Raw genomic sequence first — 20,463 nt, forward strand, 5'->3', positions numbered from 1 at the left:
AATGGCATATAAATCCCTTTATCGGGATATCAAACTCCAAAGTCTGACGAGCCGATTCGCTCACGACCTTCGCCTTGAGCACCTTGGACTTGGGCCTCGCATAGATTGGCACAACCAGCAGGTTGGAAACGCCGCGAGTTTCACTTGCGGTCGCCTCGCTGTCGCGTACAGTCTTCGAGAAGATAGGAGTCTTGCCCTTGTCGTAAACGGAATAGGTCAATTCACGCACAAAGCCGGGCTTGATCTGCTTGGTCGGTACCTGGAAATAGATAATTCCACCCTTGGGAACCTTGCGCAGACTGTCTCGAATTTCCTCTTCCGTCGCAAAGTCGGCATCCATCGCCATGCGGACATCCTTCTTGATCTTGTCTACGCTTTCGTAATCAATCGTTATCTGGAACTTGGCATCTTCGGGAATGGCGCCCGGGCGCACATCGCGAATCTTGGCATTGTTCTGGTAGTATTCCCAGCGGCCATTGTCGTGCAAAATTACAGTCGAACCGTTCGAAGTCGTCGCAATGATGTCATCGGCAAAAGAATTCGTCGCAGACAGCAGCAAAACAACCGCCAGAAGCCACAAGACGCCAACCGAACCGCACACCCAAACATTCAATTTCATTAAAACCTCATCCGTTTTTTCCAAATATAAGCCATAATTGCCGAAAAGAAATCAAAAAAATGAAAATCTTAATAAATATTTTTGAAATTTTTGCCAAATTCTAGAATAGTCTATAAAAATCTATATTTGTATAAATGCGTCGTCACACTAATAGACCATTCCTCCTACTTCTAGGCGTAAGCTTCCCATTTTTAGGACTGGTTTAAAGTATACAAAATCACCCAGTTCTCATCAACCGATACTCCATTGGAGCGAGGTTGTTTAAGGAGTCGTGTCCTGAAAAATGTAGGCGTCAAGAACAGCCCTTCGGTACGATCCGTTAAATCGTTCGATGTAGCTGTTCTGAGTCGGACACCCGGGCTGCGTGTACAAAATTTTGATTCCGTTTCCATCGCACCAATCTTGAAATTCATGCGAAATGAATTCCGGACCGTTATCGCAGCGAATGTTGGTCGGCTTGCCTTTCTCCCAAATGATTTCCTCCATGAACCGAATCAAGCGGGATGCCGGTATGGAATGCGCAACAGCTTTCGCTTGTTGAAATGAATCGCCAATTCGCCTCAGTCATATTGGCTCATGCAAGCATGGCCAATACGACGTTCGTCTCTAGAGTTTTTTTCGATGACCTCGCGGAGAATCTCGTTGTCTAGGGCGAGATTGGCGTACATCTTCTTGAGCTTGGCGTTTTCTTCTTCGAGTTCCTTGAGCTTTTTTAGCTGGCTGGCATCAAGTTCGTTTACGCTTTTGACGATTTCCGATTCGGAATGAGTCAGTTTCTTCATGGCTGTTCCTTTGCTACCAAAGGTAGCATTTTGACGCAGGCAGAATTGCCTTTTGTCTAGTTATGAACAGTCCTAATTATGGGGAAGCTTACAGGCCCAATTGGCCACCAACACCTGTAACGAAGAATTTCATACGAAAATTACTCCTTCTTATTTACTAATACTCTTACATGCTTCTATAAGTTTTCCACATTTCGGGAAAATCATTTTTGTGACAACATAAGAAAATACAATTGCCATTAAAATGCCTAAAACGCAAGTTGTCCAATAAAATAAATGCGCATTATGCAGATATTTTTCCAAATGGACCTTTTCAACTATTCTAAACATAACCATATGACATAAATATATTTCCATGGAAAGTCCTCCCAAAAAAGAAGCAACTTTATTATCCAATAGTTTAAATCCTTTTATAGCAATTCCACCGGACATCGCATAAATTACCCAAAAAACAAAAATAACACCCACCCAAAGAATACTTTCTCCAAAGGGTTCTGGACAATAAGGAGTAAAATATACGCCAGTAACCACAAATGACGCTATCAACAAAACTATACGAGAAAGTATGTTTTCAAGCAATTTTGTGATATACTGGCGATACAAATAAAGCAATCCACCGACTACAAAGAAGGGAAAACTAAAAATTATATTATGTCGAAAATTACTAATCTGGCTTGCCGTACAAAATTCACTTGTTAAAAAATAACGGACCAGAATAACATGAAATAAAATTGACACTACAAATGCAAACCACGCTCTTCTTTTATTCTGTAGTAAATATGCGAACCAAGGAAAAATCATATAAAATAAAAACACCACCCCCAAAAACCAGCCTACCCCGATTACAGAAATATCTGGATTAGGCAGCAAATTGAAAGCAAGAGTAAGATCAGCAAAAGCCTGGTAGAGCTCACTAAGAGAAGGTTTCATTATAAAATCTATACAGACCAGCAAAGCAAAAAAAGGCCAAATACGAGCATAGCGTTTAGAATAAAATTTCTCCGTATCAAATTTTGAGTAGAGATTGGTTTGTTCTTCTTTCTCTATTCTAGTCATCGTAAACTTATCAAAATAGCCACAGCACATGGAAAATGCAGACACCGTAAAGAACATATATACGAACATTGTAAAAAACGGTATTATATTCCCATACAATATAGGAGCAGCATTTTTTAAAACATTAACCGTACTTGAATTAGTGTTGGCAAAATAATGCATCAATAAAATGCCTATGGCAGCATACCCTCGAAGGCCATTAAATGAGTCATATCGTTTTGATTTAGGGCGGGAAAATTGCATTTTTACTCCTTAAAAAAGGCGAAATAAAATATCAAGTTCATCGCAACGGCTAACCAATGCGGTTTTCAACATTTCAATAGCCACATTATAATCAACGTCTTCATCGCCAATAAGATCATAATTGAATGTTCTTGGCCATAAAAGACGATTCATTCTATTAGATTCTTCAAGATACACCGCCAGCGAATCAATATAAGGGATAACAAGTAACAAGGAATCTTTGTTTTTTTCCCAAACTTTTCTTACCTCTTTTTTAAAAGCACTATCTTTTTTTAAATCCTTATACAAGAAACCATACACATTTCGCAAGCCTTTCTTTTTTATATTGAATGTAGCATAATCATAATCCCAGACAGGGCCTGCCTTCAATTTTTCTTTACTATTTTTATAAGCAAAAAAGCTCTTCGGCGTTTGAATTTCAGAATTCTGTGTAACTTCATTTATAATAAAATACGTAGCAAAAGATTCCATATCAATATATTCATTCAATCGTTCAAACTCATATGACTGATGAACAATCCGGACAATTTCATTTATGTAATTGAAAATATAATTGAACAGACTATCCTCAGGCTCCTTCGGATATTTCAAATTTACCGGATAATCTCCCACAATTGTTTTAAACTTGTAGTTTGCATCAAAATGCGTGTCAAATTCAAGCAAAAAAGATTCCTCGTTCAATGCCAACCGATTTCTTTTTACTTCAATTTTTTCACAAAAAAAATAATTTCCAATAAAAGTCCCGTTAAGGAAAACATCAACAAATCTACCTTGTGGCGTCCACTCTTGGCCCATTTTTCTTGCTATTTCAAACGCAACCGCATTCCTAATCAATGTTCGATCTCTGTAATTTGCAAGCAACACCCATTTTTTTGATTCTGGCATCCCAAGGATAGACTGTTTTTTTTTGAATTCTATTGCATATGGTTTTTTGGGATACCCCCAAGTATTATTCCCCCTCCCCCTTATAGTCAAATTCATCACATCACTCTCAGGGGCATTTCGTCCCCATACTTGCAATTGCGCCGGAACATCAGTCTCTCTATCTTTTATTTTGCGAAAGTTATTCGTTTTAATTACAATTCTTGGTATCCCAGCATAAGGATATTCGGAGTCATCTAACGGAAGATAATCTTGTTGCATTTCAGAAGTATCTAGAACGCAATACATGCCGCTATCAGATGCGTCAGCAGAATCCACCATTTCCGCATACTCACTATTGCTGCACGCAACAATGATTAAAACAAAAAAGAATATAGCGAAAAGATAGTTCCTACTCATTTTATTTGGCTAAATGTTTAGCGATTGCTTTAGTAGACTTAACGATTTTTCCCTTTCTCGATTCAAGACCTCGTTTGTTTCTAAATAATCGATTTTTGTGATCATTTGAGGCAAGTTGCCTTTTTCCCAAAATACCCTATCCTGAAGATTACACAAGCTAATCAAAGTCAACATGCGACTATTTTCTTCGTCAGAATTATCTAAGTAAAGATAAAAATCCTTATTAAAGTTTATCGAGAAAAGCATTGCATGATAACTATTGGTAATGACACACTTTGCTTTTTTTATCAACCCCAAAAAACCTTCTGGCGACACAGCGTAAAATTCCTCTGCCCCAGGATATTTTTTTATTGATGGGGGACAAAAATATCTTTTCAAAACAATCATCTTGCAATTATTTCTTTTGGCAAACTTATATGCTTGATTATATATTTTATATGAAAAGTTCAACGAGTAAACCAATATATAATCACCATCCACTATATTTTTTTCTCCCAAAAACTGTTCATATTCATTTGATGGCAATAACAACGTCGGATCCAAAACAAACTCTGCATCTTTTCGCCCCAGCCGACAACACAATTCTAGTCCCTCTTTTTCTCGAATTAACAATGTCGAAAAATTATTGAGTCTTCGCTTGTAGTCTTCAAACATCTTTGGAGGAATCGAAGTCATCCCAAAACTTGCAGCATAAGACAGTCCCTTTTTCTTAAAATAATCTAACATATAAACATCTTGATGTCCAACCTTTATTCCATTCCAAACCTGGTCACTACCAACAATTATTTCATCATAATCATTCAAAGCGCCTTTACGAATATCATCAAAAGTCAGTTTTTGTTTTGCATAAGGTATTTTTGAATTGAAATTGAAAAAAGCCAAATCCCTTTTTTCTAAATCCCCAGAATGATCTTCCTTTTTTATTTTCCTCCTCTCCATTACCCAACGAAATATATTATACATATATCCGACGAAACGTATTCCATACGCACGAAAACTTCTATACGCAATATTTTTTATACCAAGAGCACGATGTGACCACTCTGTGTCAAGGTCAACAACCTCTACTGAAACATTATCACCAAGAATTTGCTTTAGCACGCGACACAGCGCATAAGATTGAAGTCTTGTGCCATAATTTTGAAGAACCAATGTCAAAATTCCATATTTTTTCATTTTTACCCCATTTTCATAAATTTGCGAAGCATCTTTTCGCCACATATTAACATCAGCAAATTTTTTATTTTTCTTTTCCTTGTTAAAGGAAAAAATTTCTGTTGTGTCGCATGCCAACCATGACATTCCAAATAGTTCTTCGCGACAGCATCATCAGCATTTTTTTTACTTGAATAGAGCCCTCCATTTGTAGAAAATTCATTCCACGATCTTTCAAGAGTTTCAATTTTGCCAACACACCGTTCTAACAAAAGACGCCCTTTTTCAGTATTAACAACAACAGCGGATATACCCCTTGTATAGTTCTTTTCAACTTCTTTGGGCAAGGGAATCTTATTGCCGATACGCCAAAAATCACCAAGTGTAATATCAGAACTATATCCCAAACTGTCTACTTTGAATTTACACTTATAACAGGAATCTCTCAAAAAAAACTCATTAAAAAACGCATTATAATACTCGTTTCGATCCAATATGCGACGAACATTCTTCCCGTTTTCAAGAGTCATATTCAAAGACAAACCGCATCTCCACCCCTTATCCTTGTGTCTAAAATTGCAATCAACAACTCTTGACGCAAATTCCTGCTCAATTTCATCCAAATAAGATCTAAACATAGCCGGAGAAGGAACTCCCTGACACAAGACATCGACAAGATACAGATTGTCAAAATCCTTACCTATAAAACTTCTTAACCCAGCAATTTGGCAATGTACACCACAGTATAAAACAGCTCTTCCCGTCTTTAGATACTGCAAAACCTGGTTAAATGTTTCTCCGACATCACTTTGGACATATTTAGACCTACGAATAGATTCTAAATCTTCAAGGCGTTCAACAGCCTTGTGTTTCAAAACCATATTAGAATCCCAAGCCGCACCAAAAACAACGCCCCCTTTTAGGAGAACTTGTTCCGCCAGCGCCGAAAAAACGCCCCCAGAGGAGCTCTTCATTCGCACATCAACAGATTTGTTCCAAGCAGCTAAACAAGTCTGCGTATTTTTATGGCATACTCCCTTCTGTCCCTTCAGATTCAAAACAGGACATACATTCATACATAATCCGCATGCCTTACAGACGCCCTTATTTATATCAGGATATAAAAAACCACCTATTTTTTTCGTCGAAATCGCTCCAACCTTGCAAATCTGCCTACAGGCCATGCATCCGGTACATAACGATTGATCGCAAAGATGTATTTCTTCAGGGGATAAAGCCATATTCACCTACGACTTAAATAAAGCCCTTGTTCTTCAAATCACTAAATGCGGCAATAAGTTTATCATAATCTTCCGTAGTCAGAGCCCCGATATGACCCACGCGAAAAACAGAATCTTTCATGTCACCGCCGTTGGGGCAAATCCACATACCATATTCATCCTTAATTTTGAGGAAGATATCGTAGGCAGATGCCGTGGTCGGGTGGAGCGGAGTCACCGCGTTCGAAAGCGATTCGGAAACGACTTCGAAGGGAAGTCCCTTGATGCGCTCGCGGAAGTAGTTGGCGAGCGCCGCCGTGCGAGTAATTTCCGCCTCTACGCCACCGTTCGCGTCAATTTCCTTGAGGCGCGCATTGATTTGGCGAAGAATGCCCACTGCAGGGGTCCACGGAGTCTGCCCACGCTCAGCATTCTTCAAGGCGAGTTTCAGATCTAGGTACTGGCACTTGCACTTGACTTTTTCGATACGGGTGAGCGCCTTGGGAGAAAGCACCATCACCGAAATGCCCGGCGGGCAGGCGAGCGCCTTCTGGGAGCCCGTAATCATCACATCGGCACCGAGAGCCGCCATGTCAAAGGGGTCGGCCAGAAAGGTACTGATGCTGTCAACGATTAGGAACAAGTTGTTACGCTTGCAAAAATCGCTGATGAGTTGCATGTCGTAATGCACGCCGGTAGAGGTCTCGTGCTTGTTCACGATAAAGGTGGTGTAGCCCTTACCTTCGTAATCTTTCAGGTGCTCAGCCTTGAGCGCCTTGCCCGGCTGAAGCTTGATTTCGGCGAAGGGGATCTCATGCAGTTCGCAGAGTTCCACGAAACGGTGACCGAAGCTTCCACCATTCACGATAATCGCCTTGTCGGCGGGGGTCAGGGTATTCATGATGGCGGTTTCCATGCCTGCCGAACCCGAGCCCGTAATGAAGACGACCCTGGAGTCGTCGGAGGCCTTTGCGAACTTCTTGACCAGACGTTCGTTCTCAAGCATCAGCTCAGAAAACTCTGCCGTGCGGAAATAAGGAACCTGTTCTGCGCCAATCGCGCGCACAGCGTCACTGGATTGTACCGGACCTACAGTAAAGTTGATCATAGATTTACCCTCAGTTAAATTTGATGAAAATTTTTTCTTTCCTTAAACTGCTGCATAACATAAGCCATTTGAATGCTTTCTCGGCGTCTCAGACGAGCCGAAGAAAACCTTTTGTTTAAAACGCAACTGATAAATTCTTGGATTTCATAGCGCAAACCATAACCATCCCATTTATAGAAGAATTTTTTATTCTCATTCTGGTCTTCATAACGCAACTCAAAGTAGTCAGTCTTCCACCAGGGAGCAGGAACATACGCATACCCCTTTGTCCCCGAAATAACAAGGTTTCCTTCTGTTTTAACCCCTAACCCAACCTTGAACGAACATGTAGCATTCGAATAACGGAAAACACCCCTCGAATATGTATCTACACCATTTTCCATTCTACTATAGATATTCAATTCATCATAATTGATTCCCATCAACTTAAAAATAGGAAGCAACGGATAGCTGCCCTGCTCGTAAAGAGCACCTCCGGCCTGATCCGGGTCAAACTCTCTACCATTTTTATCAAGCAATTGAGAAAGTGATACATCAATATCGACAACATCACCTATCAGACCAGATTTGACCAAAACCACCAAATGATTAAATGCAGGGCAATGAGCGGTTTTATTCGCTTCCATGAGAATAAGTCCATGAGACTCAGCATACCCGTATAATTCTTTAGCCTCATCCCCATTAAGGGCCATTGGGGTTTCACATAGCACATGTTTTCCCGCCTGCAAAGCGGATTTTATGCACCCGTAATGCGCCATATGGGGTGTAGCAATATAAACCGCATCAGAATCGGCATACAACTCATCAATGGATTTGCAAGCAACAACATTGTCGAGTTCCGAAACAAACTTGCTTGACTTTTGTTCGTCGATGTCAAAAGCCGCCGTTACCGACACCCCATTGACAATTCCCGCTTCCGATGGGAACCTATTCGCAACACGTCCACAGCCAATAATACCAACCTTTACAATCTCCTGGCTTTCCTCGCGGAGCATCGTGGATGATATTCCTTCAGTCCTCGGTAAATAAACAACCTTGCAAAATTCGTTCAAATAATCAAACTTGCCTTCCCAGTCAGAACCAATCGCAAATATATCAACATCATATTTTTGAATATCATCAATTTTTTGTCCGACATAATCCTCGATGATTATTTTGTCGGCAAGGCCAGTCGCCTTGACAGTCTCCACTCGTTCAAGAACATTGTTTCTAACATTTAATTTACCACGATCGCGATCAAAGTTGTCGTTAGTCACGCCAACAATAAGATAGTCGCCAAGAGCCTTAGCGCGCTTGAGTAAATTAATATGACCTTGATGCAAAAGGTCATATGTTCCATATGTGATAACGCGTGTCATTTTTCTATTTCCATATAATTATTTCAAATAGGCATCGTAATAATGATGCGCTATACGTTTATTTTCTGGAGGCAGTTCCATATATTTTCCATAGCCATGGGTAAGGACCTTATCAAACTCTTTGGGAGCTTTAAACAAGTAGCCTTCAAATTCGACATCAATCATTTCATCAAACCATTCTTTCGGGAAAATGCCCCTAACACCATCATCAGAAGCCCAAATCATACATCCTATATATTTGCTTTTTTCGTAATCGCATCCTTTTTCAATTTCATCAAGTTTGCGCATAAAGAAATCCCTACCAAGGAATTTTGCCAAACAAAAAGCAGGAAACTTAATTAGGTACTTAAAAAATGACGCAGTATTTTCTCTTTTTATTGTTTTTCGTGTCGACAAAAAGCACATCGACGCATATCGAGATGACCGATTCTTTCTTTTTGTATACTCTTCAACTGAATTTCCCGCCCCATCAAGAGGATAAACATCAACAAACAAGCCAATACCATAAGGTTCCTCGTTATCCACATCTAGCATATAACGGCTATCACTTATTCGGCTTATCATAAACGGGTAATTCTTGTTCGTCCCTTTGTTCAATATCTCAAAAGGCTTCAACTCTTCCTTGTGATCAATAAAATATTGGACCAAGCGATTATAATCATTCCTTGGCATCATAATATCAATATCGTCATCCCACGGAATAAAGCCCTTATGGCGAATTGCACCTATAAGTGTGCCATAAGCTAAGCAATACTTCAAATTTTGTTCTTTGCAAATCTCATCTATTTTTTTTAGAATTTCAAGCGCACCTTGTTGCACTTCTTTCATTGTCAATTTCTTCATTATTGTTCCCCATTGTTTTTTAAAATCCGCTCATAATATGTCCCACACAAAGATTCTGATTCCGCATCAAATTTATATGTAAGCTTATGAAAACAGGTTTGTTGCTTTATCGCATTCCAAGTTCGTTCATCATAAGAATCGAAAAGTCTCAATAAAAGCATATGCGGCAATGAATTGCAAAAGGGAATAACCTTTTTCCACTCATCAGGATATGCTTCTATAGCCAATTGTAGAAAATAGTGGATTAAGAAATAATCAATCATTGAATTATGCCCTTTCCAATAATTATAAAGCAACTCTTTTGTTAAGGAAATGATTGGATGGTTTGTCGTTGATGAAATGAACCAACTCGAGAAAGGAATGCAAGAGCCATTCTGTCCAGGCATTAAACACTGATAGATAAACAATTCTGAATCAAATATATAATCTGGATAATTGCTGCCTGAACAAAAAACTGTTGCATCAATCCATGTTCCCCCATAATGTTCTAGAAGTTCCAACCGAAGTAAATCTGAAAAATGTGTTTTCGAAATTACACCAGAATCTATCTTGTTTTGGATAAAATCTGGAAATGTCACATAATTATGAAAATTATTCTCTGTCAGTAAAACAATCTCTCTATCGCGAAGATGTTTTTTCAAAGACGCATAACATTTTTTCACAACAATCGGAGCAGAATCCAACCCCTGCAACCACAAGAACCACACTTTATTTGACTGCGCTCGTTCTTTCACATTACTTTTTAATAGATAGCTTGATATAAATTTTCTATTTCCCTTTCGCATCTTCTGAAGACGACGATTATTTATAGCTAATCTCACTATTTCTAGGGATTTCCGTTCAAAGCCCAAAAGAATTAAAGTAAAAAAAGAAAAGGAAAGCAAATGAGACGAAGCCAACCTCCTGACAAAGGAAAAACCTCCCATTTTTTTATATATAGTCACAAGCATAGCTGAGAACTCCTTTTTTACAAAAATATACAATGAAATATGTTCATCAAATTCGTCTCGTAATTTCTATAATTTTTTTTACCGGATTCACCACCAAACCCCGTTCATATGAATTCATTGAAAATACAAAAAACAAAGGTAAATACAAAATCAAATACAAACCAATTCCAACAACAAGTTCAGCAGGAGACTGAAAATTTACATTTCGCAAAATAGCATATGTCATCACTGTCATTGCTAATGGAACTACAGACATTTTTGCAATCTCAAACCAAAATTTCATAATATTGATTTTTTGCCGAACTTGGTAATAGACATTCATCGTTATAACCTGCCCTAACACAAGCGCACCAGAAATCGCACAAGCACATCCAATTCCACCATATTTTTTCGACAATGGAATTTGAAAGCCTAAACTTAGCAATGATATAAAAATATACAACAACGATCGAAATTTCATTTGGTTTCGAGCTTGCAAAATAGTGATCCCCAAGGTTTGAATCAAGGGTATCATTAACGGCACAAAGAAAATCATCGCAATGATATAAGATTCCGCATAATCAGGTCCCGCCCATATAGTCACAAACGAGCGGCCGAAAAGAAAGAACCCAGATAAAATCAGAGCCATTACACAATATTGTATTCGCCCTGTTTTTATAAACAGTTCGCTAACTTCATATTCACTATTAACATTCTTTGTCACAATAGACGTCACCTTTGGCAAGAAAACGCTTGTTACCGCCGTAGAAAAAGACATATACATATGTTCTAATTGTATAGAAACCGCAAAAATTGCCACAGAAGCGGTTCCCGCAACAGCTCCTAAAACGAATTGGCCCGTACTCCAATAAATACGATCGATAATCGCGTTCAAAAACATCCAAAAAGAATACATCACTATTTCTTTTATTACAGAGTATTCTATTCTAGCGAAATACAATTTTATTTTCAACTTCACAAAGCAATAAATACAATTAGAAACCAATGTTGCTATGTTAAAAATAGATGCAACAACAGCCAATGCAATAGCTTTATAGCCAAATTGTAAAAGAACAACCATTGTAAGCGTGTTTAGTAAAACTCTGACAATGATTATCACCTTCTGAAAAACAAATCGTTCGTACGCAGAAATAATTGAAGTAAAAAGGCTTAAAGGGAAGGTCACCGCCAAATTAGCTAACATCAAAAAAATAATAATCTTTAATCTGGAAACCTCCATCATCGTCATTGATTTGTCAAAGAAAACATTTGTGTGAAATGCGACACAAAGGCCCAGCACTAAAGCAATAACACCAATAGCACAATACAAAATGAAGAAAAAACCAAACGCTTTATATTGCTCCTTCTTTTTTCCTTCAGCCCTGTACTTCGCCGTATAGCGAACAATTGCGTTACCAAAACCAAAATCAAGAATTGTCAAATATGCAATTATGGAAGCGGATATTGAATACAATCCGTATTCCGACTTTCCTAGCATCCGCAACAAAAATGGAGTATACAGCAGTCCCACCAAATTATTTAACAGCAGAACTACGTAGGACAAAAATGCTCCCCATTTAAGTTCAGATTTCATAACAAGTCAACTACCCCAGAGAGTCGTTAAAAATGAAAATTGTTCTTGCGATGATAAAACCAATTTTTCTCTTTGCGGAACAAACAAATAGTTGCCCAATGAGATTTTTTTTAACGAAGCAATATTATAAAACGAAGCATCAAATCCCAAATCATCCAGAACATTAGAAAACTTTTCATTGTACGAGAGTGGATGAACCTTACAGCCACACAAAAAGCCTATAATCATCGCATGAAAACGAGATGCAACAACATATTTAGATTTCTCAAATAAGTCTAGGACAGCATTTACATTTCCGTCATAACTAAAAATCTGAACTTTCTGACTATTCCCTATTACTTGTCGCAACTCCTCACACACCTTACGATCACCTTGTTCAGCACAAAGAGACAACAACGTAACGTCCAGCCCCTCACGAAGAAACTCAGAAATCGCAGTTTTCAACATATCCATATATTGGCCTTCGTAGGAAAGCAAATCACGCTCTTTCTTTACATCAATAACCGAGACAATAACACCATTCCTTTTGTCCACATCCTTGTAGGCACACGATGCAGAGAACGCAATATCAAAAGCATATCTTGCATTTTTATTTCCAACGAAATCACGATATGATTTCATATCGCGAAAGCAGCAATCATCTATGGATCCCAAAAATTCTTGATAAGATTTAAGATATTCAGCATTGTAAAACGGTCCAAAATTACATCCCAATATACAGAAATGCTTCGACCATGATTTGATAACTTTTAATCGTTCTAGTTTTTTGCGCCAATTATCGCTCTGAATGAACATCGACCCACCAATTAGAACAGTTGCTGAACTTTTTTTTATTACGTCACCAAAAGGCACATAAGAAGAACAAATTTTTCTTTTTATTTTCTGAAAAAAAGACTCCTTCAAAGCAACTAAATTCGGAATTCTTGACAGGCCCTCTTCTTCCTGTGAGACTTCTACATAAAATTTTACCTGCGGAAACCGACTACACAAAAGATGAACAAAAAGATCATCACCAAAATTTTTATGGCAGTACGCAATCAAATACGCAGTTTTCACAATATTTTCCTTTTTTCACAATACGCTCTTATATGGGAACGTTTCTCCCACTCCAGCGACATAAAAATAATAAAACCAAAAACCAGCAAAAAAAATCACTAAACTCCACTTAAAAACATTTCGCATCAATCTATGTTTTATCCCTGCTATTACATTGGGAAGCAAAACAATCTCAACAGGAATAAACATAAAAGCAACCCTGTTGCCATTCGGCAAATTCAACAGCAAAAAATACAGAGCGAAAAAAATAAAATACATCATAAATATATTCTGTTTAAAATCCTTTGCCGACGGCGAGGAAAAGATAAATGAAAAGATAAGCACAGCTAAAGTTGTCACTATAACAATCCGGCTGGAGCCCGTATCTCTAATTGACCCATAATAATTAATGTACTTTATCCCCAAAAAAAACATAACCGAATACGCATATTTATAAGCAACTCCTGACAAGCAAATACACACCGCAAAAAACAATCCAGTCCATTTCTTTTTAAATATGGAACTCCGCTTATACAAAAAATACATCGGCAAGAAAATCGCACTCATACTATGAAAGAGTGAAGCGACAACAACATAAAACAAATACCTCTTAAAATCACTAGTGTATACATATTTTAAAGCATATAAACAAATTGCAACACCAAGCATTTGCCTCATCAAATTTTCAGACAAAGAAAAAAATCCAGAAAAAAGAAAAAGAAGGCAACTCATCCCCACATCCTTAGAATTTTCAACAATAAAACGATACGAAAAAAACGAAAAAATAGCCGCGATGATAAAAAAGACCATCTGTTCAGATGAAAAGAAACGGCCTATTTCCGCAACTACACGAAACAGAGGTTCCATTTTTACAGGTTGCCCTGCAAAAACACTACCTATATAGTGATACCTTCCTAAGTATACCAAATAATCGGTGCCAACCTGGAATCGTAAGCCAGATATAAGTACAGAGGGCAGTATCAAAAAAAGAAAAATAATATTTTTTTTCTTTAGGGTAAATATGGGGTAAACACTAAAACACGGCCGATCCTTTATGAAGCTCGCCATCAAAAAAGTCAATAACGCCATCCCTAAATAAACTAGCATTTATTTCTTTTTTTCCTTGAGTATAGCAAAGGATACACATTTGGAGCATACATAGACAAAAAGCACAATAGCATATATTTCAAAGATAATTTGGACACAATTTTTTTATTGTTCCGGAGTTCATTCCTTAACGCGTCAATCCTTTTCATATATTTAATATGCGGATCCAAGTAAAACGCCTTAATCACCTTGGCATTTGCAGTTGCACAATTCATTTTTGCATACTCAACCATATTCTTTGTAGCAGACACATCCCGATCTAGCCAAGAAACGGCTTCTTTTGCCAAGTCTGGAGTATTAAAAAAAGAACTATCAAAAGCCTCTTTTTGAGTTACAGAATCTTTTCGTCGAAAATAGTTGTATTTTTTTTGCGGAATATAATACAAAGCAGTCATCTTTTGAAAGAACGAAAAACAGTAAAAAAAATCCTCCGCCCTTATATAGCCTACTTTAAATTGAATCGTCTTTGCAATATCAGCTTTGAATAATTTATCGAAAGGACTCCAAAATATAAATTGATTCGAAAGTACAAAAAAGTGACGATATACTTCTTCACGTTCCATTAATTTGGATTTAGTCGGATATAGAGACTCTTTCCTAGAAAAATGAGGAACCTCATTCCCGTTTTCTTCTATCTCTCGAGTTCTACAACAAACCACATCTGCGTTACTTTCTTTGACTCCTTGAAGCAATGTTTCATAAAAATCCAAGTCTAAAAAATCATCCGAATCTACAAAACTAATCCATTCTCCTTTTGCTATTCTCAGCCCATCATTTCTTGCAGCAGAAACCCCTTCATTTTTTTTATCAACAAGAACAATCCTTCCATCTCGCGCCTCATATACTTTACATACTTCTAAACTTTCATCGGTTGACCCATCATTAACAAGAATTATTTCTAATTCACGATAAGTCTGATTAACAATACTATCTATACACCGCTTTAAATACGACGAAGTATTATAAATGGGGACAATCACACTAATCAGCATTTTATCCATAACAAACCTTTTTTTCCACGACCAAATACAAAAAAACTTCTTCTATAGCATCTCTACTTCTTCCACACCCCAGCATACTCATTGCAAATAAAAGCCCAACTATATGCATTGGCAATCCTTCCGGTGCTCGCATTCGCAAGAGCCTTGATCTCTTCTGCAGGGAGGGCATCGGCGCGTTCGATGGTTGCTGCGAGGTTGCCCTTTTCCTTGTTCCAGTAGATGGCGGTATCTTCACCGACTTCCCTGTTGAAGCCCACATCAAGGAGCAGGTTCAGGTCGCTGCTGGCAAGCGCTTCCAAAAGGCTCGGGTTCGTGCCTCCGACTTCGTGCCCGTGGAAGTATCCGTAAGCCTGCTCGCGGATTTTCATGAGCAGTTCCTGGTCGTAAACGGTGCCCACGAACTTAATTCGCGGATCCTTGTCGAACCCGGTCTTTTTCTTGAGTTCGTCGAGGAACGACTCGTTTACGTTGGTTATGAGCGCGAAGTTCTTGGGCGTCTTGCTCAGCATGAGCTCGCGGATCATGGTCTCGTAGTTGTTCTCGGGCACAAAGCGGCCCACCACCAGGTAGTATTCCTTGGGCTTCAGGCCCTTTTCGGCGAGCCAGTTCGTGAACTTTTCGTCGTTGTCGGCCAGGCGGCTACGACGGATTTCGGCACCATAGGCGATGAACGTCGTCTGCGGGTTATACTTGGCGTAGCTTTCGCGGATATACTTCTCAATATTCTTGCTGTCGCAAACGAGCAGGTCTGCATACTTGACCATGCGTTTTTCGGAATACTTCCAGTACTTGCGTACGGGCAGGGGCCACTTGGCACGGAGCCATTCATGACCATCGGGGTTCACATAGAACTTGCCACCCAGCTTGTGGATTTGACTCTGGAACTTCCGCGCAAACGGCCCGATTCGGCAAGCCAGGCAATAAACGATAGGGTGCGGAATCTCGTATTTCTTGATATAGGCTATACACCGCCTAATTGACAGAACATCGTAAACGATAGCTGCTGCCGCACCGATTTTCGGGACCTTCACCTTGAAACAGCGGGCGTTGTGATACTCGAATTCGCTGTTTTCGTCGGCCTTGCATGCCACATGGTATTTGAAGCGGGCATCGTCCTGGTGATATTCCGTCAATTTGTCGACAAAGGTTTCGTATCCACCATACGCCCCGGGGATACCCTTACTACCAACTATGAAAATATGTTGAATATCTGCCATAGAAAGAAGCCAGGCCCCTACGCAAGAACTCCGCACCGAGGTCCGTTCAAGTCAAAAAAACGATTACAAAACATCATTGCATGCACACCAAATCTCAAATAAATTTAAAAAACAATTTAACAAATTACATATATCTTACAAGGTATTGTCAGAAGAAATACATGGATATATTGTATAGACTACAGATTGCGGTCTAGGGAGCTTTTTGAAGACTTCGGTCTTTTTAACAAAAAAGCCTCTTTCGAGGCTAGAAATCGAGTAACTTACTTAAGAAACCAATGCTTCGGCAATAATCTCTTCCGAAACACCTTTTGAGCGAAAAAAAGCCGTCAATTTTTCTCGTTCTTTTTCCATGCCTTGTGCCATGCCCTGCGCCAAGCCTTTTTCCATGCCACTGGCAAGGCCCCTCGCTTCACCCTTCAGGTAGGCTTCGGCCTCTAGAGCTTCGTATTCATGATGGTCGAACATGTTTGCCTCCAAAGCTTTCAATACAGATATTTTACCTCTGAATTCGGCGTTTCTGGATTTCTTCTAGCGGCATACCCGAGATAACAGAGATGTCTTCGTCCGTTAATTTTGGATTAGCAATCATGGCGTCAACCATTTCTAGTCTAGCCTCCGCTTTTCCCTCTTCCTTGCTTTCATAAAGGTCATATTCGTAAGTCATATATTTGTTCCTTATGAGAGTGTCGGCTTTGTAATAAGACACCTGGTTGTTGATGTTTACGGTTTCACGAGAATCCGCATTCTGGGTCGCAAAATACTTCATGTAAGCCCTGACAACCGGGTCCGGAAAATCCTCGTACCTTGTAAATATATAATAATTCTTATAAGTGAGGTCGTTCAATCTGACGCTAGAGTCCTCACTTGCTCTGTTTTCAAAATGATAAGCAGGAAATCCGCGCCCAAAAATATCCATGGGACAAAGAAAGATAATGTATTGCTCCTTAAGTCTGATATAGTGGTCGCCCTTCGAAAGAGCCATGCCATCGCCCACACTCTGGTAGTATCTAGCACGCTGCGGTAGTTCCTTGGTATCGACCATCTGCATTTCTAGATCAAAGGAACGGATTGTTTCACCATTTTCATTGGTCTCCCGCGCAAATACATCATAGCGAACGCCTTTATGCTCAGCGTCGTAGCTCAAGACCGCCTCCGGAACCGGAGTTTCCAGGTGGTCAATTTCGACGCCCAGCAAGTGCTCTATGAAGGGCTTCGCGATATGCTTGTTGCTGAAAACGAGCCCAAACATAATCGGATCAGTAATGTCAAGGTCGTCAAAAGACTTGATATTCATTTGCATTTTCCTTTCGTGTTTAGTTGGAATTCACTCTATTACTTAACACGCTTATCTCTTGGAATTAGCGCCTATTCGTTTCGTAAAATTTTTACAAAAAAAACACCCCGGCTCTTGCGAGTCGGGGTTGTTTTAGATCCTTCGACTTCGGCGTTTCACGCCTCCGCTCAGGATGACACCTTACTTCTTCAAGAACTCGTTGATGCCAGCGGCTGCGCGGCGCCCCTCACCCATAGCGAGGATCACGGTTGCAGCGCCGAGCACGATGTCACCACCGGCGTAGACCTTCTCCATGAAGGTCTTGTTGGCAGCAGCATCTTCAAGAAGGATGTGACCCTTCTTGTCGACAGAGAGTTCCGGCGTGGTGTTGCTGATAAGCGGGTTGGAACCGTTACCGATAGCAACGAGCACGGTGTCGCATTCGATTTCGAAGCTTGCACCTTCGACCTTGACCGGACGCGGACGGCCCTTTTCGTCGGGTTCGCCGAGTTCGTACTTGTCGACGAGCATGCCGCGCACGTGGCCGGCTTCGTCGCCAAGAATCTTGGCCGGGTTCTGCAGAACGCAGAATTCGACACCCTCTTCCTGGGCATGGAGAACTTCTTCCTTACGGGCCGGGAGTTCGTTCATGCTGCGGCGGTAAACGATGCGGACCTTTTCGGCACCCAAGCGGAGAGCCATACGGGCAGCGTCCATAGCGACGTTACCGCCACCGAGAACGACCACGTTCTTGCCGGGCCACATCGGAGTATCGGCATGTTCCTTGTCGTAGGCGCGCATGAGGTTGGCGCGGGTCAGGTATTCGTTAGCGGCGAACACACCGACGAGGTTTTCACCTTCGATGTTCATGAAGAGCGGGAGGCCAGCACCGGTACCGACGAACACGGCATCGAAGCCATCCTTTTCAATCAAGTCCTTGAGCTTGCGGGTACGGCCGATGACAAAATTTGTCTCGAACTTCACGCCCATGGCTGCGAGAGATTCGATTTCGTTGTCAACGATCTTCTTGGGCAGACGGAATTCAGGAATGCCGTAGCGGACCACGCCACCGAGCTTGTGGAAAGCTTCGAAGATGGTCACGTCATGGCCTTCGCGGCGCACGTCGGCAGCGACGACCAAGCCAGCAGGACCGGAACCGATCACGGCAACCTTCTTGCCGGTAGCAGGCTTCACGGCCGGCACCGAGGCGCCACCGTTGTTGCGTTCGTAGTCGGCAGCAAAGCGTTCCAGGCGGCCGATAGCCACAGCCTGGTTCACGTCCTTGTGCATCTTGCCCATGGTGCAGTTCATCTGGCACTGGCGTTCCTGCGGGCAAACGCGGCCGCAGATTGCCGGGAGCAAGCTGGTTTCCTTAATCTTTGCGATAGCGGCCTTGAAGTCACCTTCGGCAATCTTTGCGATGAAGGCCGGAATGTCGATGTGCACCGGGCAGCTTTCGACGCAAGGCTGGTTCTTACAAGCGAGGCAGCGGTTAGCTTCCACGATAGCCTGAGCTTCGGTGTAACCCTGGGCCACTTCTTCCATCACGCGGGCACGGTAGGAGGGTTCGAGCTGCGGCATCGGCTGTGCCGGAATGGCAGTCTTGTCCTTCGGCTTGAGCGGCTTCGGGAGGGCGTTAATCTTTTCAAGTTCCACCTTGGCGGCGGCGTCCAACTGTTCACGAGTCAAATGTTCAGACATTACTTGCTCTCCTTGGCCTTTGCGTCAGCCATCTTATCAATGTTGCACTTGTGGCCGTCGTTGGCACCGAAGCGGTGCAAGGCTTCCTGTTCCTGGGGCTTGAAGGCGCCCATACGCTGGAGCATGTTGTTCCAATCCACTTCGTGGCCGTCGAATTCCGGGCCGTCAACGCAGACGAACTTGGTCTTGCCGCCAATAGTCACGCGGCAGCCACCGCACATGCCGGTCCCGTCCACCATGATGCTGTTGAGGCTCACGACGGTCTTCACGCCGTAGGGCTTGGTGGTGAGAGCGCAGAACTTCATCATGATCGGAGGACCGATGGCGAGCACCATGTCGGGCTTGCCCTTCGTGTCTTCGCAGAGTTCCTTCAGCGGTTCGGTCACGAGACCCTTGCGGCCGTAGGAGCCGTCGTCGGTCATGAAAATGATTTCGTCGGCGAGGGCGGTCATTTCTTCCTTCATGAGGAAGAGGCTCTCGTTACGGGCACCCATGATGATGGTGACCTTGTTGCCGGCCTTCTTCATGGCCTGGACAATCGGGTGCATCGGGGCAATGCCCACGCCACCGCACACGCAAACCACGTGGCCAAAATTCTCGATGTGGGTCGGGGAACCCAGCGGGCCCACGAGCACCGGGATATCGTCACCGACTTCGAACTTGGAGAGTTCGGTGGTGGTCTTACCGACGGTCTGGAAAATCAGGGTGATGGAGCCTTCAGTCGTGTCGGCATCGGCGATGGTGAGGGGCACGCGTTCGCCGTTGTCCTTGTTCGTCTGGAGGATGATGAACTGGCCGGCCTTACGCTCTTGGGCGATCAGCGGGGCCTCGACGCGGAATTGGAATACCGCAGGAGATAACTGTTTTTTAAAGAGAATTTTTGCCATAGTGGCCCAAAATTAGAAAAAAGGCACCCCACAAGAGGTACCTTCATACAA

The 20,463-nt window shown here is 41.5% G+C and carries 20 protein-coding genes; all 20 read right to left on the reverse strand.

The window, feature by feature from the left end; all coding sequences use genetic code 11:
* The coding region (locus tag Q0628_RS01740) for a hypothetical protein (RefSeq protein WP_298767855.1) at nt 1-619 on the reverse strand (619 nt) is incomplete at its 3' end.
* Between the two features lie 261 nt (nt 620-880).
* The gene (locus tag Q0628_RS01745) at nt 881-1,183 is read right to left on the reverse strand and encodes a DDE-type integrase/transposase/recombinase (RefSeq protein WP_366979019.1); all 303 of its coding nucleotides are present in this window, start codon (nt 1,181-1,183) and stop codon (nt 881-883) included.
* On the reverse strand, nt 1,180-1,401 hold the full coding sequence (locus Q0628_RS01750) for a hypothetical protein (protein WP_298767856.1): 222 nt from the start codon (nt 1,399-1,401) through the stop codon (nt 1,180-1,182). Before Q0628_RS01750 ends, Q0628_RS01745 begins: the two co-directional genes overlap by 4 nt.
* Before the next feature lie 150 nt (nt 1,402-1,551).
* Nucleotides 1,552-2,700 (reverse strand): acyltransferase, encoded by a 1,149-nt coding sequence (locus Q0628_RS01755; protein ID WP_298767857.1) that lies wholly within the window; start codon nt 2,698-2,700, stop codon nt 1,552-1,554.
* A gap of 9 nt (nt 2,701-2,709) precedes the next feature.
* Nucleotides 2,710-3,981: a CotH kinase family protein gene (locus Q0628_RS01760; RefSeq protein ID WP_298767858.1), complete on the reverse strand. Its 1,272-nt coding sequence runs from the start codon at nt 3,979-3,981 to the stop codon at nt 2,710-2,712.
* 9 nt (nt 3,982-3,990) lie between these two features.
* A complete protein-coding gene (locus Q0628_RS01765) occupies nt 3,991-5,274 on the reverse strand; it encodes a polysaccharide pyruvyl transferase family protein (RefSeq protein ID WP_298767894.1) in 1,284 nt (427 codons plus the stop codon).
* Entirely contained in the window at nt 5,160-6,377 is a 1,218-nt protein-coding gene (locus tag Q0628_RS01770; RefSeq protein WP_298767859.1) for a Coenzyme F420 hydrogenase/dehydrogenase, beta subunit C-terminal domain, read from the reverse strand. The genes Q0628_RS01765 and Q0628_RS01770 overlap by 115 nt, the downstream gene beginning before the upstream one ends.
* A 13-nt stretch (nt 6,378-6,390) precedes the next feature.
* Complete coding sequence (locus Q0628_RS01775; RefSeq protein ID WP_298767860.1) at nt 6,391-7,464, reverse strand: aminotransferase class V-fold PLP-dependent enzyme; 1,074 nt, start codon at nt 7,462-7,464, stop codon at nt 6,391-6,393.
* A 14-nt stretch (nt 7,465-7,478) separates the two neighbouring features.
* A complete protein-coding gene (locus Q0628_RS01780; protein ID WP_366979016.1) occupies nt 7,479-8,822 on the reverse strand; it encodes a Gfo/Idh/MocA family oxidoreductase in 1,344 nt (447 codons plus the stop codon).
* 18 nt (nt 8,823-8,840) lie between these two features.
* A complete protein-coding gene (locus tag Q0628_RS01790; RefSeq protein ID WP_298767861.1) occupies nt 8,841-9,665 on the reverse strand; it encodes a phosphorylcholine transferase LicD in 825 nt (274 codons plus the stop codon).
* The gene (locus Q0628_RS01795) at nt 9,665-10,615 is read right to left on the reverse strand and encodes a capsular polysaccharide synthesis protein (RefSeq protein ID WP_298767862.1); all 951 of its coding nucleotides are present in this window, start codon (nt 10,613-10,615) and stop codon (nt 9,665-9,667) included. The genes Q0628_RS01790 and Q0628_RS01795 overlap by 1 nt, the downstream gene beginning before the upstream one ends.
* A 46-nt stretch (nt 10,616-10,661) precedes the next feature.
* Nucleotides 10,662-12,188: an oligosaccharide flippase family protein gene (locus Q0628_RS01800; protein WP_298767863.1), complete on the reverse strand. Its 1,527-nt coding sequence runs from the start codon at nt 12,186-12,188 to the stop codon at nt 10,662-10,664.
* A 6-nt stretch (nt 12,189-12,194) separates the two neighbouring features.
* The gene (locus tag Q0628_RS01805) at nt 12,195-13,244 is read right to left on the reverse strand and encodes a polysaccharide pyruvyl transferase family protein (protein ID WP_298767864.1); all 1,050 of its coding nucleotides are present in this window, start codon (nt 13,242-13,244) and stop codon (nt 12,195-12,197) included.
* A gap of 15 nt (nt 13,245-13,259) precedes the next feature.
* Complete coding sequence (locus Q0628_RS01810) at nt 13,260-14,330, reverse strand: EpsG family protein (protein ID WP_366979017.1); 1,071 nt, start codon at nt 14,328-14,330, stop codon at nt 13,260-13,262.
* Nucleotides 14,324-15,331, reverse strand: a complete 1,008-nt coding sequence (locus Q0628_RS01815) for a glycosyltransferase family 2 protein (RefSeq protein ID WP_298767865.1) — start codon at nt 15,329-15,331, stop codon at nt 14,324-14,326. The genes Q0628_RS01810 and Q0628_RS01815 overlap by 7 nt, the downstream gene beginning before the upstream one ends.
* 53 nt (nt 15,332-15,384) lie before the next feature.
* Nucleotides 15,385-16,548, reverse strand: a complete 1,164-nt coding sequence (cps2T, locus tag Q0628_RS01820) for a beta 1-4 rhamnosyltransferase Cps2T (protein WP_298767866.1) — start codon at nt 16,546-16,548, stop codon at nt 15,385-15,387.
* A 267-nt stretch (nt 16,549-16,815) separates the two neighbouring features.
* Entirely contained in the window at nt 16,816-17,016 is a 201-nt protein-coding gene (locus Q0628_RS01825; protein ID WP_298767867.1) for a hypothetical protein, read from the reverse strand.
* Between the two features lie 31 nt (nt 17,017-17,047).
* Nucleotides 17,048-17,845 carry a PD-(D/E)XK nuclease family transposase gene (locus Q0628_RS01830; RefSeq protein WP_298767868.1) on the reverse strand — a complete coding sequence of 266 codons (798 nt, stop codon included), beginning with the start codon at nt 17,843-17,845 and terminating at the stop codon, nt 17,048-17,050.
* 180 nt (nt 17,846-18,025) lie between these two features.
* A complete protein-coding gene (gltA, locus tag Q0628_RS01835; protein WP_072809078.1) occupies nt 18,026-19,525 on the reverse strand; it encodes an NADPH-dependent glutamate synthase in 1,500 nt (499 codons plus the stop codon).
* Nucleotides 19,525-20,412, reverse strand: coding sequence for a sulfide/dihydroorotate dehydrogenase-like FAD/NAD-binding protein (locus tag Q0628_RS01840; RefSeq protein WP_073113492.1), 888 nt, complete (start codon nt 20,410-20,412; stop codon nt 19,525-19,527). Before Q0628_RS01840 ends, gltA begins: the two co-directional genes overlap by 1 nt.
* Nucleotides 20,413-20,463 lie beyond the last annotated feature (51 nt).

This window comes from uncultured Fibrobacter sp., assembly GCF_937877005.1.
Lineage (GTDB): Bacteria > Fibrobacterota > Fibrobacteria > Fibrobacterales > Fibrobacteraceae > Fibrobacter.

Excerpts from the sequence above, each read along its gene's own strand:
- Q0628_RS01825 (WP_298767867.1), bottom strand. The coding sequence starts at position 17,016 with ATGTTCGACCATCATGAATACGAAGCTCTAGAGGCCGAAGCCTACCTG.
- Q0628_RS01770 (WP_298767859.1), bottom strand. The coding sequence starts at position 6,377 with ATGGCTTTATCCCCTGAAGAAATACATCTTTGCGATCAATCGTTATGT.
- Q0628_RS01755 (WP_298767857.1), bottom strand. The coding sequence starts at position 2,700 with ATGCAATTTTCCCGCCCTAAATCAAAACGATATGACTCATTTAATGGC.
- Q0628_RS01800 (WP_298767863.1), bottom strand. The coding sequence starts at position 12,188 with ATGAAATCTGAACTTAAATGGGGAGCATTTTTGTCCTACGTAGTTCTG.
- Q0628_RS01840 (WP_073113492.1), bottom strand. The coding sequence starts at position 20,412 with ATGGCAAAAATTCTCTTTAAAAAACAGTTATCTCCTGCGGTATTCCAA.
- Q0628_RS01815 (WP_298767865.1), bottom strand. The coding sequence starts at position 15,331 with ATGGATAAAATGCTGATTAGTGTGATTGTCCCCATTTATAATACTTCG.
- Q0628_RS01810 (WP_366979017.1), bottom strand. The coding sequence starts at position 14,330 with ATGCTAGTTTATTTAGGGATGGCGTTATTGACTTTTTTGATGGCGAGC.
- Q0628_RS01780 (WP_366979016.1), bottom strand. The coding sequence starts at position 8,822 with ATGACACGCGTTATCACATATGGAACATATGACCTTTTGCATCAAGGT.
- Q0628_RS01760 (WP_298767858.1), bottom strand. The coding sequence starts at position 3,981 with ATGAGTAGGAACTATCTTTTCGCTATATTCTTTTTTGTTTTAATCATT.
- Q0628_RS01790 (WP_298767861.1), bottom strand. The coding sequence starts at position 9,665 with ATGAAGAAATTGACAATGAAAGAAGTGCAACAAGGTGCGCTTGAAATT.
- Q0628_RS01775 (WP_298767860.1), bottom strand. The coding sequence starts at position 7,464 with ATGATCAACTTTACTGTAGGTCCGGTACAATCCAGTGACGCTGTGCGC.
- Q0628_RS01750 (WP_298767856.1), bottom strand. The coding sequence starts at position 1,401 with ATGAAGAAACTGACTCATTCCGAATCGGAAATCGTCAAAAGCGTAAAC.
- gltA (WP_072809078.1), bottom strand. The coding sequence starts at position 19,525 with ATGTCTGAACATTTGACTCGTGAACAGTTGGACGCCGCCGCCAAGGTG.
- Q0628_RS01795 (WP_298767862.1), bottom strand. The coding sequence starts at position 10,615 with ATGCTTGTGACTATATATAAAAAAATGGGAGGTTTTTCCTTTGTCAGG.
- Q0628_RS01830 (WP_298767868.1), bottom strand. The coding sequence starts at position 17,845 with ATGAATATCAAGTCTTTTGACGACCTTGACATTACTGATCCGATTATG.
- cps2T (WP_298767866.1), bottom strand. The coding sequence starts at position 16,548 with ATGGCAGATATTCAACATATTTTCATAGTTGGTAGTAAGGGTATCCCC.